Origin of the sequence: Paenibacillus mellifer (assembly GCF_023195895.1) — a bacterium.
Lineage (GTDB): Bacteria > Bacillota > Bacilli > Paenibacillales > Paenibacillaceae > Fontibacillus > Fontibacillus mellifer.
In genome coordinates this window covers 80,170-97,096 of sequence record NZ_JALPRK010000016.1, presented here as the reverse complement: position 1 = coordinate 97,096, position 16,927 = coordinate 80,170, and the positions used below count along the sequence as shown (strand labels likewise).

Genomic DNA, 16,927 nt, shown 5'->3' with positions numbered 1-16,927 from the left:
AATGAAAGCTTTTCGTTTTCTTCACGCGGCCGATTTGCATCTGGATACCCCCTTTTCGGGGATGTCCGGCGTGCCGGATCGGCTGCGCAGGTTATTGCGGGAGTCGACTTTCGCCGCGTTTGACCGGTTGATCCGACTTGCGATCGAGGAAGCCGTTGATTTTATCGTAATCAGCGGGGATATTTACGATGCTTCGGACTCCTCGCTGCGTGCGCAGCTGCGTTTGCGCGAAGGCTGGGACAAGCTGGGGGAGCATGGCATTCCGGTTTATTTGATTCGGGGGAACCATGATCCTTTATCTGGCCGACGACTACGATTGGCGTTGCCCGGGCATGTCTACGAGTTTGGTCCTCGCGCGGAAAGCGTCACCGCGGTCAGGCGGCACGATGGGGAACCGGTAGCGGTGCTGACGGGCTCTTCTTATCCGACCCCGGCGGTGCACGACAATCTGGCTTTGCAGTATCGGCGCGAGCCGGGATCAGCACTTTATCATATCGGGTTGCTGCATGGCAACGTAGACGGTCAAGAGGGGCATGACGCTTACGCGCCGTGCTCGCTCCGCGATCTAGAGGCTTCGGGGTACGATTATTGGGCGCTGGGCCATATCCATAAGCGGCAGATTCTTTGCGAGTCGCCTTGGGTGGTGTACCCCGGCAACATTCAGGGGCGGAGCTTGAAGGAGACCGGTCCGAAGGGATGCTATCTTGTCGAGGTGGCGGAGAACGGGGAAGCCGAGTTATCGTTTCATAGACTCGATCAGGTGTTATGGCAGGAGAGCCGGCTTGCGATCAACGGGTTGACCACTGAGGAAGCGTGGAAAGCGAGCGTGGAGGAGCAGCTGGATGAACTGAGAGAAGCTGAGCCCGGCCGCATAACAGTGGTACGGCTTACGTTTACTGGGCGGGGGCCGCTGCATGGGGTGCTTCAGTCTGGGTCGGAAGCGGCCGAGCTGTTGCAGGAGCTGCGGCGCAAGGAAAGCTTGAAGCTTGAGACGGCTAGTTTGGATACGGATACAGGTGCGGAGAACCTGAGGCTAGGAGAAGGGATCGTATGGCTGGCCGGGTTCAAGCTGGAAACGGGTATGGAGTTGGACCGCGAGAGTCTGCTGGCGGAAGACAGCTTCCTTGGCGAGTTGTTTCGTTTAGGCGAGCAGACGACGGCGGAGCCCGAAGTTGTGGAGGAGCTGGTTCGTGCTGCGTTGGCTCCGCTCTCGGATAACCGCCAGCTGCGGCGTTTGTTGCAGGAACTGGACTCGAAAGCCAAGCAAAATCTGCTGCGCCGGGCCGAGGAGTTGGCGGCGGCCCTGCTGAACGAGGATACGCCGTTGCTAAGGGAAGGGAGAGGCGCTTCATGAAGCTGGAACGTATGCAGATCAGCGGCTTTGGCCGCCTAAACGGGCTGGACGTGGAGCTGCCGGGCCAGGTTACGGTGCTGTATGGTCCCAACGAGGCGGGAAAAAGCACGTTGCTTGGCTTCGTCCGTGCAATGTTGTTCGGCATTCCTTCTCGGGCGCTGGCTGCCGAGCGATATGAGCCGCTGCGGGGCGGAGCGCACGGAGGAGCGCTGACGGTCCTTGGCGACGATGGGGCGCGCTGGCTGATCGAGCGCTACGCACAGCCGCCGGAGGGGCGGAATTTACCTGGTACGCGCGGGGATCGGCTGCGGATTACGCGCAGCAGCGAGAACGGTGAAGTGCGGGAAGCGACGCAGGAGGAGATGCAGCGAGAGCTGCTCGGCGGCATGTCCAAAGCAATGTTCAAGCAGCTGTTCGCCGTGTCGTTGACCGAGCTGCAGGAAGTGGGAGCTTTGCAGTCGGAGGAGCTGAGCCGCTACCTGTTTCACGCCGGTATCGGTGGCGGAGCTGCGGTGCTGCGCGGGGAGAAACGATTAGTCCAGGACATGGACAAGCTGTATCGACCACGCGGGCGGACGCAGGAAATCGCCCAGCTCCTTCAGGCGGTAGAGCGGCTGGAGCGCGAGGCCGAGGCAGCCAAAGCGCTGCTGCCGCGGTACAACGACGCGCTGGAGGAGCTGGAGCGGCTGGCGGGGCAGCTGGCGGAAGCCGAGGCGGCCCGCGCGGCGCAGAGCCGGGAAACGGCTCGCCTGCAGAAAGCTGCGGCCAGCCGGGCCGACTGGCTGCAGCGCGAAGCGATCCGCGCGGAGCTGGCCGCGCTGCCGCCGGTCGCCCGCTTCCCCGCGCAGGGGGCAGCGCGCTGGCGAGCGCTGCAGGCGGAGCGCGAGCGCCTGCAGCTCGAGCGCGGCGAGTGGGTCCGGCGGCGCGAGGCGCTGCAGGCGGAGCTGGCGCGGCATCGCCCGGACGCGGCGATGCTGGCGCAGGAGCCGGCGCTGCGGCAGCTGGCCGGCCGCCTGCCGGGCTACGAGGCCCGGCAGGGCGAGCTCGCGGAGCTGGCAGCGGAAGCTCTCCAGCTTGAGGGGCGGCTGGCCGAGTGCCTGCGCAGCATCAACCCGGCATGGGGCGCGGCGGAGCTGCGCGCTTTTGCCGGGACGGTTGGCGAACGGGAGAGCGTTCGCCGGTTTGCGGCGCGGTTTGCCGCGTACGACAAGGAGATGGAGCTGCTGCGGAGCGAGCGTTCCAAGTTGGAGCGGGCTGCGGCAACCACGGAGAAGACCGGCGCGGCGGCGGTCGCGCGGGTTGAGGCCAGCGCCGCGGAGGGACGGCGGCAGTTCGCGATGCTCGTCCCGCAGCAGCCCAGCGAAATCCGCGCGCTCTGGAGCGAGCTGCGCGGCGAGCTGGACCGCTGGCGGGAAGGCGCGGGCCGGCAGGCATCCGAGCAGCGGGCGGCTGACGCCAGGGCACTGGCCGCGGCGCAGATGCAGGCGCTGTACCGCAAGCTGCTCGCCGGGAGCGGCGCGCTGACGGTGGCGCTGCCCGCCATCCTGTGGCTCACGGCGGATGCGCCGTGGGGCGCCGTAGCAGCGGCAGCCGTGCTGCTCGGCCTGGACGCCGCCCTGGCGCTGGCCGCCTTCCGCGGCGCGCCGTCCGCCAGCGAGCGGCGGCAGCGCCGCGGCTCGGCCGCGTTCAGCGCCGGGGACGGCGCCGGCCCAGGAGCGCGCCTTGGCGCGCTTCTGTCCCAGCTCGTCCGCCATCCGCAAAGCGCCGCGGCCGCTTCCCGGTCGCGCAGCGGGGCCGCCCCTTCGTCCGGTCCTATGGACTGGGACGAAGAGGAGCGGCAGCTGCGCCGGCTGATGGAGGCGTGGCTGCTGTGGGATCAGCGCCACGCCGCGCTTGAGGGAGAGGCGGACGCCGCCCTTAGTCAGGCATCCGCCGTCCGGGACGAGCTCGCGGCCACGGGGCGCGAGTTGTCCTGTCGCGAAGCCGCTTTTGACGAGCTGGCCGGGGAGTGGGAAGCGTGGTTGGCCGAGCGGAGCTTGTCCGCCGATCTGTCCCCGGAAGCGGCTTCAGACGTGTTCCGCTTGGCGGAGCAAGGGCGGGATTGGTTAGCCCGGATCGATGGACTGACGGCGAAGATGGCCGCGCTCCGTGCGGAGAACGGGCAGTTTGAGCAGGAATGCTTGGCCTATGGTAGTGAAGGGAAGTACGATCAAGCTGCTGCGGTTCTGCGCGCGGCATTGGCCCGGCTGGACGGTGCGATCGAAGAGAAAAGCCGACTGGACCAGCTATCCGCCAAGCTGCAACCGCTGGAAGAAGAGGGGCAGCGCTTGGACGATCGCCTGCGGCAGGTGCTTGAATCGGAGCAGATACTGCTCGCCGAAGCCGGTGCTGCAGACGGCGAGGAACTGTTTCGACTGGATGCGGCGAGGGAACGGCGAGATGCTTTGGAACGCGATCTTCGTCAATTGGAGCTGATGATATTCGCCGGACTTGATGAAGCGAAGCGGGACGAGCTGGAGCAGCTCTTGCATACGACGGAGGAGTCGGAGCTGCGGCTGAGGCTGGAGAAGTCAGAACAGGATTTGCAGCAGGCGGAAGCATTGCTCGGGCAACTGCAGGAGAAGCGAGGACGCTTGCTGCAGGAGCAGGAGAATTTAGCATCCCGCTGTCGGCGGGACGATCTTGTGCAGCAACTGGAGGAGCAGCGGGCGGCGTTAAGTGACCGACTTGACCAGTATGCGGTTATGGCCGTTTGCCATGAACTGATCGGCCGCACGCGCCGGGTGTATGAGGAAGAACGGCAGCCTGCGGTGCTGCAGGCGGCTTCGGGATATTTCGCGGAAATGACGGGCGGCACTTACCGTCGTATCGTCATGAAAATGGGGACTCAGGAGTTGATGGCCGAGCATGCGGAGCTCGGACCGCTCGAGAGTACGCTCCTCAGCCGGGGGACAGCGGAGCAGCTGTACTTGGCGATGAGGTTGGCTTTATCCGAAGCCGTGTCGGGGCAAGCTCCGCTGCCGCTGCTGCTGGACGATTTGTTCGTCAACTTCGACGAAGGCCGCCTGGAAGGGGCTTTGTCGGTACTGCGGAAGGTTGCCGATCGCCAGCAAATTATGATGATGACCTGCCATGAACATGTCGTTCGTCGAGTTCAAACGTTGCTTCCGGCAGCGAACATCGTGCGGATGTAGACTATACGCGTAATCGGGGAGCCAAGAGCTGCCTGAGGACCTCCGGGGTTTAACTTCCGGGGGTTTCTTTTTGCCGATATAAGCCCAGCATCAACGCCCATAATAAACTGAACAACCCAAACACGGGATACAACACCGACAGCAGGGAGCTGAAGCCGAACTGGCTGGTGATATAACAGATAAACAGGATCGTGACCGAAATCAGTATGGGGGGGATCTTGATCCGCTGCTGCAGTTGGAGGGTCACACCATAAACATCGGCGACGAAGGTGCTGAAGATTTCCATGAAAATAAGCAGGACATAGACCAACTGGATAGTTGTTCCAAGCTGTTGTGCAATGCTGCCCATCGGGATTTCGTACTGTACGATTCCCGGCATATAGGCCGACAAGGCAAAATGTCCGGCCATTAACATAAAGCCGACACCCAACCCGCCTAGAACGCCGCCCAGAACAATGACACGACGACTTTCGGTGTGACTGCCGATGGGCACGAGCACCGCTTGGGCCATCGACAAGTTAAAGGCGGAATACATCAGCGGCGCCGCCCAGGCGGCGATCATCGCAGCATCGGTATCCATCGTCAAAAACCGGGTTGCTCCCGGCGTACCGGCGGTATTCGTAATAATCGCGAGCGATAGGATCAGCATCATCGGCACAACGATAGAGTTCAGCTGGAGTACCCCGTTGATCCCCCGTCCCAACAGTAGATAGGTGAAAATCAGGGTGATCCATAGGCCTGTCTGATAATGAAGCCCTAAATGCTCCATAAAGACGGAGCCTGCTCCCGCGAGCATTACACTGTTGACGCCGATTAGCACGATCAAAGTGAACAAACTTAGCGCCTGTCCGATCTTTTCGCCGAAGAGACGGCGGTTCAGATCCTCATAGGAAGCGGCTTTGATGTCGCGAGCGAGCAGCATCATTTTGGTTCCGAGCCAAACGAACAGCACGGTCGACAACAGGATGGTCAAGACGCCCCATTTGCCGTACCGGGTGAAAAACTGGAGGATTTCCTGTCCCGTCGCAAACCCGGCGCCCACGACAGTGCCGATATAGGTGAAAGCGATCTGCAGAACTTTTACGGCATTTTTCATGGTTTTCCCCCCGGTTCTTGTGCTATATATAGTACAGGGTATGTTGTCCAAGAACGGGACATGACTTAAACCTAATAAGGTCGTCCAAAAAGTCGTCTTTCGATCACGATGAGGATTCTATGGAGCTTAGCCGACGTCGAATCTTGAATTCAGCCGGGCCTTCCGTGGCTCACGTAGGTCTGCCTACGCTCCGCTACTCAGTCCCTAACTTCATCCAACCTTCTCGGTGCTCGAAAGCCCCCTTTTTGGACATTTATTGAACCGGTCGTCCAAAAAGTCGTCTTTCGATCACGATGAGGATTCTATGGAGCTTAGCCGACGTCGAATCTTGAATTCAGCCGGGCCTTCCGTGGCTCACGTAGGTCTGCCTACGCTCCGCTACTCAGTCCCTAACTTCATCCAACCTTCTCGGTGCTCGAAAGCCCCCTTTTTGGTCATTTATTGAACCGGTCGTCCAAAAAGTCGTCTTTCGATCACGAAGTGGGGGCGTGGGAGCGGATTCTGTAGTCTAACGGAACTCAGAGACGTTATTAGCCCAATTGCGAGGATTTTCAGATTCTAACGGAACGAGGAGCCCTTATTTCGGGGATTTTCCGTGAATTTACCATCATATTAGCCCGATAAGGTCTTTGGGTTCCGTTACAACGGGAAATGCTCGGGAAATAGGAAAATAAGGGCATTACGTTCCGTTAGGATGCGTTATCTCGCGTTACCGTCGTGTTTTCGGACACGATAACGCTGCGTTTCATTGGTTTGAGTTCGGCGTCTGGCCTCGTACGACGGTGCTCGAAAGCCACCTTTTTGTCGTCCCATCCGTCTTGGACAGAACGGAAATAATGATCTTGATCCTTGGAGGAAATCGTATGGAGTTATTAAAACAAAAAATCGTAGAGCAAGGGGTTATCGTCTCGGATCAAGTGCTGAAGCTTGACGGGCTGCTTAACCATCAGGTCGATCCGCAGCTGACGATGCAGATGGGCAAGGAATTCGCCAAGCGGTTTGGCGATCAAGGGGTTACCCGTGTCATTACCGTTGAATCGTCGGGGATTGCCGTGGCGTTTGCCACTGCCTATGAGCTGGGTGTGCCGCTCGTGTTCGCGCGGCGGAAGAAAACGCTGCTTGCCGAGCCGGACATGCTGTGCGAGCGGGTGCCCTCGTTTACGAAAGGCATCGTCACGGACATTCTGGTGTCGCGCGATTTCCTGGGGGAGAACGATCGAGTGCTGTTTATCGACGACATTATCGCCAACGGCGACGCTGCCCGTGGATTGATTCGAATCATCGCCCGATCCGGCGCTGAACTGGTGGGAGCGGGAATCGTCATCGAGAAGTGCTTCCAGCCCGGCGCTCAAGCGATTCGCGAGCAGGGCATCCGGCTCGAAACGCTGGCGCGCATCGCCTCTCTGGAGGGCGGCCGGATTACGTTTGTCGACTAGGACAAATAGGCGAAGAAAAACCAACCAAATTACGGTTAATCCTTTGCAGGCCCCCTTTTTTTCGCTATAATGAGGATTACTAGGGAGAGGAGGCTTAAAGAATGGGGAAAGAATTGGCAGTAGACGCGGAGTTTTTTCTTTCGAAATTGTCCGAAGCGAAGGTTACTTTTGAACGTGCCCTGGATTGCAAACATACCGAGTTTGATGACCTTTATCCCTATATGCTTGAACATCCTCAGTTTTTCTGGTACAAACGCTATGTAGCATGGTCGCAATTGTTGACGATAGCCGGGCTGTGCCAAGAGCTTGATGTGCCCTGGAAGGAAGAGTTCAGTCCGCAACAGGTAGGGTATTTGGAACAAAGAGTCATGTCGGCGAAAGTGCTTGATTTCTGGTTCGAAACGAATGACAGCCGAGAACATGCTTCTCGATAAGAGGGAACTGTACGGTTTACGTATGCGGCCTGATCTATATCCGGTACCGCACCGGTTGCTTTAAGCATCCAATCGTCATCACGAAGTCCCGCTGGTTTGCCGGCGGGGCTTTTTTTGCATGAAGAAGGCTCATGATGGATCTAACCCCCAACTACTGTATAATGAATTCCAGGAGGTGGACGTATACGTATGATTTCAGACGAAACATTGGACCAATACCGGCTGTCTGGGGAAAAGGTTCGCGTCGTACGCGACGGGATTCCGGAGAACGACGTGCGGGGGATTGTAGTGGCCTGGGATGACACGCATGTGTTGATCCGTAAACCGAACCGCAACGTAGTTAAGCTGGATCGTAATTACATTTACCAGCCTGCGAAGGAGCCTCGGATTTCACCGGTGGATTAAGCATATTTTTGACCGGGCGGGACATCGTATTAGTGCGAGTACAATAGCTAGGAAAGGATGTTTCGCATGTCGCAGGTGAGCGAGAAAATACGAGCTTATAAGGACGAAATTAACCGATTCGGCGAAGCCATGCCGAAGGTAACCGAAGCGTACCATGCGTTTACCGGCGAAAGCCTCTCGAATGGTACGCTGGATGCCAAGACCAAGCAGTTGATCGCCCTTGGGATCGCACTTTCGACGAACAACGAAATTTGTACGTTCTACCATGCCGAGGAGGCGAAGTCCAAGGGGGCGACCGATGCGGAGATTCTCGAGACGGTAGCCGTCGCTTCGGCTGCTTTGGCCGGGAATGCATTATCCCAAGGCGTCACCCGGGTGCAGGAAGCTTTGACCGTCCCGCCTGTTCAATAGACTTCTTTGGAGAAGAGAACTTTAAGGAAGCGGATGCGCCTCCTTAAGGTTTCTTTTGTCTGAACGGTCCCGAGGCGAGTTGGGCGCTGGGGCGTTGCCAATTAAATAAGCGCGCATCCGGGAGGACACCTCCCGCTGCAGGCCGGCCCACAAAATCCGCATCTTCCCGTGATACCCACGGCAGCGGTATTCGGCTTGAATTCCGTTCTCATCCTGATGGATCCGTTCGATTTCGATGTTCCGCTCGCGGAATTTACCGTGAATCTCCGATAGAACCAGCGCCACGCGGCGTTCGCCGCCGCGGATGAGGTCGACATAAGCTTCGGGGCTCTTCAGCAGCCCGCTTTGTTCGAGAATTCGAGCATCACGTTGAAACACCTTTTGCAGAAATCCAAGCAGCAACGCGCTCTTAATGAGTGATAATTCCTCTTCCTTGATACCGGGAACTGCCATAGATCAACACCTCTTTATGCGAACTTATGTTCTTATCATACCCCAGGCTCACGTTTTTAATCAAGGGCATATCTTGAAAGTTATACATTGACTTCTCTATGTCGAGCGTGATAAGATCTATCTTGTCGCTGCAAAAGGTGATTTTGCACGATACTCATTTTGCGGTCGTGGCGGAATTGGCAGACGCGCACGGTTCAGGTCCGTGTGGGCTAACCCCCCGTGGAGGTTCGAGTCCTCTCGACCGCATTGATTTATCAGAGGAAAGCTCTTGATTCGCCTAACGGTGGATCAAGAGCTTTTTTTGTTCTTGTACGCAGGAGATCTCGTTGAATATTTATACCAATCCGTTAGGATCCCCCTCTTGTCCGCTGCTTTGCACGATGATCCCCTTTGCTCAGGGAGCAGGGGGAGGGGGCAGAAAATCTATCACCTGAGCATACGGGATAATCATGTAAAACGCCGCCTAAGCAGGATTAGTCGCGGCGGACTCCCGGTATTGCCCCGGTGTCATTCCCTCCACTTTGCGGAAGGAGCGGATGAAATTCTGCGAGTTGTTGTACCGGAGCTTGGCGGCGATTTCCTTGACGGGCATTTCCGTTTCGCACAGCCACCGTTTAGCCATCTTGAACCGGTACATCGTGAGGTATTCGCTGAACGCGTACCCCGTTTCTTTCCGGAAAATGCTGCTGATATAGTTCGCATTGTAATGAAGGCGGGCAGCACAGGCTTCTAAGGTCAGATCCGTGTCGTATTCGTGTTGGATTAAATCGATGATTTTCTCCGAGATGTTCTGGTACTGGGCATCTTGCCGGTTGTTGAAGATGCGGATCATCGGGTGGATGACCGCCGTCCAGAACCAATCTTCGATTTCCGCTTTGGTATGAAGTCCCAGCATTTCTTCAAACAATGAGCCGCCCGTAGGCTGGATTTGATGCAACGCGATTCCCGCTTCCTGCATCATCACCAGCAGATTGTTCAGCAAACGGGTTAGCGGAATCTGATATTCTTGCGGCGAGAGCTCCTGGCTGAACAAGGAATTGAACAGCCGCCCGGTAAGTTCCTTGGCCTTCTCCACCTCCGCCAGCTTGATCGTATCCAGCAAGTCATTTTCTTTGTGCGTCGGGTAATTTACATTCAGCACATGCTTCCCGGAGTTGATGTTTTCGTACTGAATAATGACCCCGGTTCCTAGCTTGATCCGGTATTTCAACGCCTCGATCCCCTCGCGGTAAGCGATGGACAGCTTATGGATGGATTGGAAAGGCAAGCTTAAGCCAATGCTGGCTTGCAGCTTCAGGCACTGATGGATTTCATGCTGCAGATTCTCGGTCCAGGCATACACGGTTTGGTGAAACCAAGCGGGCTCTCCGTCTGGGCTTCCGATCAACGTAACGATGGTCTGGTCCATAATGACCGGAGCGAATCGGCTCTGGGGATCAAGCAGCTCTTCGATGATATTCTGCGCAGCGAACAGCAGCAGGTTGAGGTCCTTCTTGTCGTAAGCCGATTCGTCCGTGAAGTCGAGGGCTAAAGTGAACACCGCCATCGACCTCCAGGTCTCGACTTGCTCGTTGTAGCCGTATTGCTCGAGTTTCTCGAGCAATTGGCGTTTGGTGTAATGACCTTGATACGCTTCGATCAAGGATAAGGTGCGCACTTGTCTAATGTGTTGGTGTACCTCTGTTTCGAGCTGGGATTTGGACTGAAACAGGCGGTGATATTCTTCGCCGATTAACTCAAATTCGTTGGCATGACTTCGGCGGACATCGGTTTTGCGCCGGCCGATCAGATTCAGAAGACGCTCAATCGGCGAGTACATTCGGCGTGAACCAAACCAGGCCAAGCCAATCGACAGCATCAGCATCAACAGGCATACATAGAACGTATAAAGCCCAATCTTCCCCGCCTCCCGGGTAAGGCTGCCAATGGAGGTCACGGAGAGATATACCCATCCGTTCAGCTGCGAACGCAAATAGGTGACGGAATATTCCTGCTTGCCGATGAACGTCTGAAATTGCCCAGCAGGCTGCGCTTCGTCCACGATGAGGGACGTATCTCCCCATCCGGATTCCTCCAACGGCCTGCCGATAAGCGACGGATCCGGGTGCATCAGAATTTGCTGGCGTTCGTTAACGACGATCACACTGTCCGGCAGTTCGCTGTCGGTCGCCACGACATCCTGCAGGCTGCAGGCCGGGATGTTCGCTAATGCCAATCCGTATTTATGCAAATTAGAGACGGGCAGCTTCTTGATTAGGCTGATGCTGTAGCTGCAAGGTGCGGAATCGGCGTTCTCCTCGCTGTAAAACCAGGAGGACGGGGTTATAATCCAGGATGTATCGTCTGGGGTATTCATCAGCCGTTCGAGCCCTTCGCGGTCCTTGTACTCACTCATGCGGTACAAGCCCGAATTCTTCACCATCCAGTCCTGTTGCAGGTTAATCAATACAACATCCTCCAGTTTCGTATCGAAGGATTGCATGTTCCGGATTTCATTTCGCAGATCGTTATAAAGTTTGAAATCGCTTTCAGTTAACGGGTTTTGAAGAGCCCTTTTCAGCACGGTCGAGTTGACCACTTGATTTAAGGTTTGGTTGACAGTCGTTAATTTACGCTCTACATTGGAGTTGATTTGAGAGATCAACTCCATTTTGCTTTGGTTTACATTTTTTTGGATCTCCCGGGTTGAGGTTAAATACGAAAAGGAACCGATAAACAGCACGGGCAGTGTACTCACGGCGATCGTAAAAATCATCAGTTTGCTTAAGAAGCTTAAAGGTTTCACCAAAATCAGCACCTGACCTTATTGATGAGAAGTCGTTATGCTCAAGTGTAAATCGTCTGTCAAATAATAGCAATAATCATCTCGTGAGGCAATAATCATTTTGTATTATTCTTCGATTTGGGGGGCTTTGACGAATGCTTAGTACAAAAAAGGGGATCCGCGGCCTATCCGTGTTTATACTTCTCCTGATCGCCGTTTCCTTGCTGAGCGATTGTATAAACCGGGAAACGAAGCTTAAGGCGACTAGCGAGGATCGGCCTTTTTTATCGATTTTGGCGCCGCTTCACTTTCCACAGCCGCCATCCAAGGAGATTGTTGCGGAGATCGAGGAGAAAACCGATGTACGGTTGGATCTCCGGTGGGTTCCGGAGGGCGTATATACCGACAAAATGATGACTGGGCTGACGACCAACTCCTTAGCTAAGGTCAGCTTTGTGAAATTTTCCGATTATCATCTGGTCAAGAACGCCATTCGCTTGGATGTTTTTTGGGAAATCGGACCTTATTTAGCGGAGTTCCCGAACCTGAGTCAACTGAATCCAGAAATCTTAGATCAAGCTGCGGTTGACGGAAAAATCTACGGGTTGTACACTGAGCGTCCGTCCTCGCGGCAAGGACTCATCTTGCGCAAGGATTGGCTGGACCGTCTCGGCTTAGAGGAACCTCAGACACTAGAAGAGCTCTATGAGGTGCTGAGACAATTTACATACGATGATCCGGACGGTAACGGGAAGCAGGATACACTAGGTATCGTGGACCGAAACGATCTGGTTTACGGTATTTTTAAGACGTTAAGCTCCTATTTCGGAACCCCGAACAATTGGAAAATCGAAGAAGACCGAGTGATTCCGGAATTTATGACGGACGAATACATGAATACGATGAAGTATGTGAAGAGGTTGTATGATGAGAAGCTGATCAACCTGGATTTTCCACTCACGAGCAAAGAAGTGCAGCGAGACCGGTTCATTCGCGGCGAAGCGGGTGTGCTGATCGGGAGCATGACCGATGTGCAACGCCTCTCCATTGAGGCTCGTGCGATGAACCCAGACGCTGATTTTGCCCTGGTCAACCGAATTAAAGGCCCGTACGGCTACAAGGTATGGTCGATTCCTAATTTCAACGGACTTTATTTGTTTTCGAAGAAAATGATCCCAACGGAGCAGGATTTAAGGGTCGCGCTTGGGTTCTTCGACCGGACGATGGATAAGGATGTCGCCAATCTGATGATGTATGGCTTGGAAGGTAGACACTACAAGACGGAGAACGGGAAGGTCATCCTGCCGGAGGAAACCTCGCAACTGCGTGTTAACGAGGTGAATCCGCTTTATTCGCTGATGATTGCGGATATCAGTAACCCTAATCTGATGGATGTCGAGCAGAAAGAGCATTTGACCCAAATCGCCGAACAACTCAGTAAAGACAACGAGGCATTTTTGGTTGACGATCCAACGGTCCGGCTCAGCTCGCCGACGTATGACGAGAAGAGCGCGGAGCTGTCAACGATCATCAGCGATGCCACATACCATTACATCCTCGGACGCATCGACGCCGAAGGGTTCCAGCAAGAGATTGAGCGATGGAAGCAAAGCGGGGGGCAAGCGGTCATCCAAGAGTTCGAGGAAGCCTTATCACACCCATAATCATTTGTTCAGGTTCGCCGCTTGGCGTAGCCGTTATGAGGAAATGATTGTTTCCGTTATGCCATTGTGACGGTACCGTGGAATTGTAAGCAATCCAAACCATGGGAGGTCCAAAGGTATGAAGAAACAATCATTCATCCTCATCCTGACTGCACTATTATCACTTAGCGTTGTGCTGGCTGGTTGTGGAAGCGCTAACAATAAAGGGAGCGGCAGCCCTGCGGCAACAGAACCTGCTGCGTCCACCGCGGACAACGGCGGGAACGCGCCTGCAGAGGCGGAGAAACCGACTGAAATTACGATTATGCTGCCGTTAAATACGTCGGAAACTCCACCGGATACGATCAAGACCGAGCTGGAGAAGTTGACGGATACGAAGCTGACTTATCAGTTTTTCCCGGCGGACACGTATGAAGAAAAGCTGAACACCTCGTTTGCCACAGGCTCCCTGCCCCAAGTGACCTACCTCAAAAACCAGACCACGTTTATTCAAATGAAAGAAGCGATCAAGGACGGGCAGTTTTGGGAAATTGGTCCTTACATGAGCGAATTCCCGAACCTTAATAAATTGAAGCCGGAGATCCTTAATAACACGAAGGTGGAGGGGAAGCTGTACTCCCTCTATATCGGTAGACCGCTGGCGCGCCAAGGAATCATTTACCGCAAAGATTGGGCGGATAAGCTAGGGTTATCTGCACCGGCCAATGTCGATGAATTGTTCGAAATGGCCAAAGCGTTTACAGAGAAGGACCCGGACGGTAATGGCCAAAAGGATACGACGGGCCTCGCGGACCGGAACGAGCTGGTCTACGGCGCATTCAAGACGGTATCCGCCTGGTTCGGCACGCCGAACAACTGGGGCGAGCAGGACGGTCAGCTTCAGCCGGAATTTATGTTCCCGCAATACATCGATACGATGGATTTCTTCAAGGAGCTGCGGGATAACGGCTTCATGAACCAAGACTTTGCGGCGACAAGCAAAACCGATGCCGTCAATATGTTTACAAGCGGGAAGGCCGGTCTCTACATCGGCGGATCCATGCAGGATATCGATTCGCTGAACAAGGATTTGATTAAGAACGTGCCGGATGCCGTACTCGATACGCACAGCATGGTTGCCGGACCAGACGGCGGATTCGCTCAATGGATGATTCCGGGGTACAACAATATCATTTTGTTCCCCAAATCGGCAGTCAAGGATGAAGCGGAGCTCAAGAAGATCCTTGCGTTCTTTGACAAGATGATGACGCCTGAAGTAGCTAATTTGATGTACTGGGGCATTGAAGGCACACATTATACCGTTGTGGAAGGCAAAGCCAAGGTTTCGGACGATAAGGAATTGATCGAGCGCGAGGTGAAGCCGTTCAAGGACAGCGTCATCGGGGAAGCTGAAACGAATGGCATGTACGAAAGCTACAATACGCTGCCGGGCCGAATCCATGCCGAAGAGTTAATCAAGGAAAACGTGAAGGTAGGTGTTCCGGATCCGACTGCGGCGCTGGATTCGCAAACCTTTACGGATAAAGGCGTAGAGCTGCAGCAATTGATTACGGATGCCACCTATCAATATATTTACGGTCAAATCGACAAGGTCGGCTTCGAGAAAGCGGTCGAGCAATGGAAGAGCCGGGGCGGTTCGAAGATTATCGAGGAATATAACGCGGCCATTAATTAAAATTCAAAAAGTCAGGTTTTCAGGATCAAGAAGGTTGGATGAAGCTAGGGCCTGAGTAGCGGAGCGTACTTTAGAGTACGTGAGCAACGGAGGGCCCGGCTGAATTCAAGATTCGACGCCGAATTTACGTCTTGAACTCCTTCGTCATGGAAAGATGAACTTTTTGAAGGACCTCATTGGAGAGAGGAAGATACGTATGCAAGAAGCGACCGCTCCGTCCTCCGTCACGCCGAAGATTCCGCCCGGGAGACGCATGAAGACCGGACATCTCCGCAAGCGACTTTGGAGAAATAAATGGCTTTACCTGATGTTACTGCCCGGTGTGTTGTATTTCATCATCTTCAAATATTTCCCGATGTACGGGTTGATCATTTCCTTTCAGGACTACAAGCCGTATGACGGAATCACGGGCAGCGAATGGGTGGGATTGGAGCATTTCAGACGGCTGTTTACCGAGCCGGATTTTATGGTCATTTTGAAAAACACGGTGATCTTGTTTGCGCTGAACCTGTTCATCTACTTCCCGGTACCGATCATCTTGGCATTGATGTTGAACGAGCTCAGGGGCCACTTCTTCAAGAGGTTGTTCCAGACGTTCGTTTACTTGCCGCACTTTATGTCCTGGGTCATTATCGTATCGATTACTTACGTGATGGTGACGATGGACGGCGGGATCATCAACGAGCTGTTGGTGTACTTTGGGCTTGAGAAAATCAATTTCTTGCTGAATCCCGATTGGTTTCGTCCGATGTACATCCTGCAAGTCATTTGGAGGGAGGCCGGTTGGGGAACGATCATTTATCTGGCCGGCATGGCGGCCATTGATCCGGGATTGTATGAGGCGGCACGGATGGATGGAGCCGGTCGGATGCGCCAGGTGTGGCATATTACGTTACCGTCGATCCGGGGCGTGATTATTACGCTGTTTATTTTGAAAATCGGGCATGTGCTGGATCTGGGCTTTGAGCATGTCTATCTGCTGCTCAACTCCATGAACCGGCAAGTCGCGGAGATCATCGATACGTATGTGTATACCGCGGGGCTAAGGCAAGGCCAATACAGCTACAGCACGGCGATCGGCTTCTTCAAGTCCGTTATTGGGCTGATCCTAGTGATGCTGGTAAATAAGCTATCCAAGAAAATCGGGGAGGAGGGCGTGTACTGATGGTGGAGGACCGATCTGTCAGCGGCAGGATTTATGCTGCCATCAATTTTACGCTGCTGGCCATCATTGCGCTGATTACCGTGTTGCCTTTCGTTCATGTTGTGGCCGGTTCGTTTACGACGAACGCCGAGCTGGCAGCCAATAAATTCGTGCTGATTCCTAAAGTGTGGAGCCTGGAAGCCTATCGATTCATTTTCTCGACCAATACGATCTTTAAGGCGATGGGCGTCTCAATAGGCGTGACGCTGATTGGCACGGTGTTCAGCATGTTGCTGACGGCGCTGATGGCTTATGGGCTGGCCCGTAAGGACCTCGATGGCCGAAGAACGATCAACTTCCTGGTCGTCTTCACGATGTTGTTCAACGGTGGACTGATTCCCACGTTTCTGGTCGTCAAGGAGCTGGGGATGATTGACACGTTCGCCTCCCTGATTATTCCGTCCTCGATCAGCGCGTTTAATATGATCATTCTAAAGAACTTCTTCCAGAATATTCCGGAGGGCTTGGAGGAATCGGCGCGGATCGATGGCTGTAACGACTTCGGGATCCTGTTCAAAATCGTCCTGCCGCTGTCCATGCCGGCGATCGCAACGATCTCCTTGTTCTATGCGGTCACGTACTGGAATACGTACATGTCGGCGATTTTGTATCTCAACGACAGCGCGAAATGGCCGATCCAGGTGCTCCTGCGGCAAATCGTCGTACTGGCGAGCGGACTGGACCATAGTGCCGAGCTGGATGGGACGGTGCCGCCGCCGGATCAGACGATTAAGATGGCGGTGATCGTGGTTGCAACCCTGCCGATCTTGCTCGTGTATCCGTATCTGCAGAAGCATTTTGCCAAAGGGGCATTGCTGGGGTCGATGAAGGGATAGG

General features: G+C 54.9%; 13 protein-coding genes and 1 tRNA gene. 11 read left to right on the top strand and 3 right to left on the bottom strand.

Translation table 11 applies throughout. The annotated features are described in order from the left end of the window. The first annotated feature begins 1 nt into the window (after position 1). Both M0651_RS16505 and M0651_RS16500 read left to right on the top strand, forming a co-directional pair. The gene (locus M0651_RS16505) at positions 2-1,354 is read left to right on the top strand and encodes a metallophosphoesterase family protein (RefSeq protein WP_248552833.1); all 1,353 of its coding nucleotides are present in this window, start codon (positions 2-4) and stop codon (positions 1,352-1,354) included. Beyond that, positions 1,351-4,548 (top strand): AAA family ATPase, encoded by a 3,198-nt coding sequence (locus tag M0651_RS16500; RefSeq protein ID WP_248552832.1) that lies wholly within the window; start codon positions 1,351-1,353, stop codon positions 4,546-4,548. Before M0651_RS16505 ends, M0651_RS16500 begins: the two co-directional genes overlap by 4 nt. Before the next feature lie 49 nt (positions 4,549-4,597). Here M0651_RS16500 and M0651_RS16495 read toward each other — a convergent pair whose 3' ends face one another. Further along, positions 4,598-5,644, bottom strand: coding sequence for a YkvI family membrane protein (locus M0651_RS16495; RefSeq protein WP_248552831.1), 1,047 nt, complete (start codon positions 5,642-5,644; stop codon positions 4,598-4,600). 863 nt (positions 5,645-6,507) lie between these two features. Between M0651_RS16495 and xpt the strand changes: the two genes are divergently transcribed. From xpt to M0651_RS16475, 4 genes are all read left to right on the top strand, one after another. Beyond that, complete coding sequence (gene xpt / locus M0651_RS16490; RefSeq protein WP_248552830.1) at positions 6,508-7,080, top strand: xanthine phosphoribosyltransferase; 573 nt, start codon at positions 6,508-6,510, stop codon at positions 7,078-7,080. A 101-nt stretch (positions 7,081-7,181) separates the two neighbouring features. Next, entirely contained in the window at positions 7,182-7,514 is a 333-nt protein-coding gene (locus tag M0651_RS16485; protein WP_155605071.1) for a hypothetical protein, read from the top strand. Between the two features lie 189 nt (positions 7,515-7,703). Continuing rightward, positions 7,704-7,919: a hypothetical protein gene (locus M0651_RS16480; RefSeq protein ID WP_155605072.1), complete on the top strand. Its 216-nt coding sequence runs from the start codon at positions 7,704-7,706 to the stop codon at positions 7,917-7,919. Between the two features lie 66 nt (positions 7,920-7,985). Further along, positions 7,986-8,330, top strand: coding sequence for a carboxymuconolactone decarboxylase family protein (locus M0651_RS16475; protein ID WP_248552829.1), 345 nt, complete (start codon positions 7,986-7,988; stop codon positions 8,328-8,330). Between the two features lie 21 nt (positions 8,331-8,351). On the opposite strand, the gene M0651_RS16470 is transcribed toward M0651_RS16475, so the two are convergent. Further along, positions 8,352-8,783: a YhjD family protein gene (locus M0651_RS16470; protein ID WP_248552828.1), complete on the bottom strand. Its 432-nt coding sequence runs from the start codon at positions 8,781-8,783 to the stop codon at positions 8,352-8,354. 161 nt (positions 8,784-8,944) lie between these two features. Here M0651_RS16470 and M0651_RS16465 point away from each other — a divergent pair. Then, a tRNA-Leu gene (locus M0651_RS16465) sits at positions 8,945-9,029 on the top strand. 217 nt (positions 9,030-9,246) lie between these two features. Here the strand turns inward: M0651_RS16465 and M0651_RS16460 are convergent. Then, positions 9,247-11,568, bottom strand: coding sequence for a helix-turn-helix domain-containing protein (locus M0651_RS16460; RefSeq protein WP_248552827.1), 2,322 nt, complete (start codon positions 11,566-11,568; stop codon positions 9,247-9,249). A gap of 134 nt (positions 11,569-11,702) precedes the next feature. On the opposite strand from M0651_RS16460, the gene M0651_RS16455 reads away from it, so the two are divergent. The 4 genes from M0651_RS16455 (at position 11,703) to M0651_RS16440 (ending at position 16,926) form a co-directional block, all read left to right on the top strand. Then, positions 11,703-13,211 (top strand): extracellular solute-binding protein, encoded by a 1,509-nt coding sequence (locus tag M0651_RS16455; protein WP_248552826.1) that lies wholly within the window; start codon positions 11,703-11,705, stop codon positions 13,209-13,211. A 118-nt stretch (positions 13,212-13,329) separates the two neighbouring features. Further along, a complete protein-coding gene (locus tag M0651_RS16450; RefSeq protein WP_248552825.1) occupies positions 13,330-14,886 on the top strand; it encodes an extracellular solute-binding protein in 1,557 nt (518 codons plus the stop codon). A gap of 196 nt (positions 14,887-15,082) precedes the next feature. Beyond that, positions 15,083-16,051 carry an ABC transporter permease gene (locus M0651_RS16445; protein WP_372490976.1) on the top strand — a complete coding sequence of 323 codons (969 nt, stop codon included), beginning with the start codon at positions 15,083-15,085 and terminating at the stop codon, positions 16,049-16,051. Further along, the gene (locus M0651_RS16440) at positions 16,051-16,926 is read left to right on the top strand and encodes a carbohydrate ABC transporter permease (RefSeq protein WP_248552824.1); all 876 of its coding nucleotides are present in this window, start codon (positions 16,051-16,053) and stop codon (positions 16,924-16,926) included. Before M0651_RS16445 ends, M0651_RS16440 begins: the two co-directional genes overlap by 1 nt. Position 16,927: the final 1 nt, after the last annotated feature.

Coding starts and splice junctions, on each gene's coding strand:
- M0651_RS16505 (WP_248552833.1), top strand. CDS start 2: ATGAAAGCTTTTCGTTTTCTTCACGCGGCCGATTTGCATCTGGATACC.
- M0651_RS16500 (WP_248552832.1), top strand. CDS start 1,351: ATGAAGCTGGAACGTATGCAGATCAGCGGCTTTGGCCGCCTAAACGGG.
- M0651_RS16495 (WP_248552831.1), bottom strand. CDS start 5,644: ATGAAAAATGCCGTAAAAGTTCTGCAGATCGCTTTCACCTATATCGGC.
- xpt (WP_248552830.1), top strand. CDS start 6,508: ATGGAGTTATTAAAACAAAAAATCGTAGAGCAAGGGGTTATCGTCTCG.
- M0651_RS16485 (WP_155605071.1), top strand. CDS start 7,182: ATGGGGAAAGAATTGGCAGTAGACGCGGAGTTTTTTCTTTCGAAATTG.
- M0651_RS16480 (WP_155605072.1), top strand. CDS start 7,704: ATGATTTCAGACGAAACATTGGACCAATACCGGCTGTCTGGGGAAAAG.
- M0651_RS16475 (WP_248552829.1), top strand. CDS start 7,986: ATGTCGCAGGTGAGCGAGAAAATACGAGCTTATAAGGACGAAATTAAC.
- M0651_RS16470 (WP_248552828.1), bottom strand. CDS start 8,783: ATGGCAGTTCCCGGTATCAAGGAAGAGGAATTATCACTCATTAAGAGC.
- M0651_RS16455 (WP_248552826.1), top strand. CDS start 11,703: ATGCTTAGTACAAAAAAGGGGATCCGCGGCCTATCCGTGTTTATACTT.
- M0651_RS16450 (WP_248552825.1), top strand. CDS start 13,330: ATGAAGAAACAATCATTCATCCTCATCCTGACTGCACTATTATCACTT.
- M0651_RS16445 (WP_372490976.1), top strand. CDS start 15,083: ATGCAAGAAGCGACCGCTCCGTCCTCCGTCACGCCGAAGATTCCGCCC.
- M0651_RS16440 (WP_248552824.1), top strand. CDS start 16,051: ATGGTGGAGGACCGATCTGTCAGCGGCAGGATTTATGCTGCCATCAAT.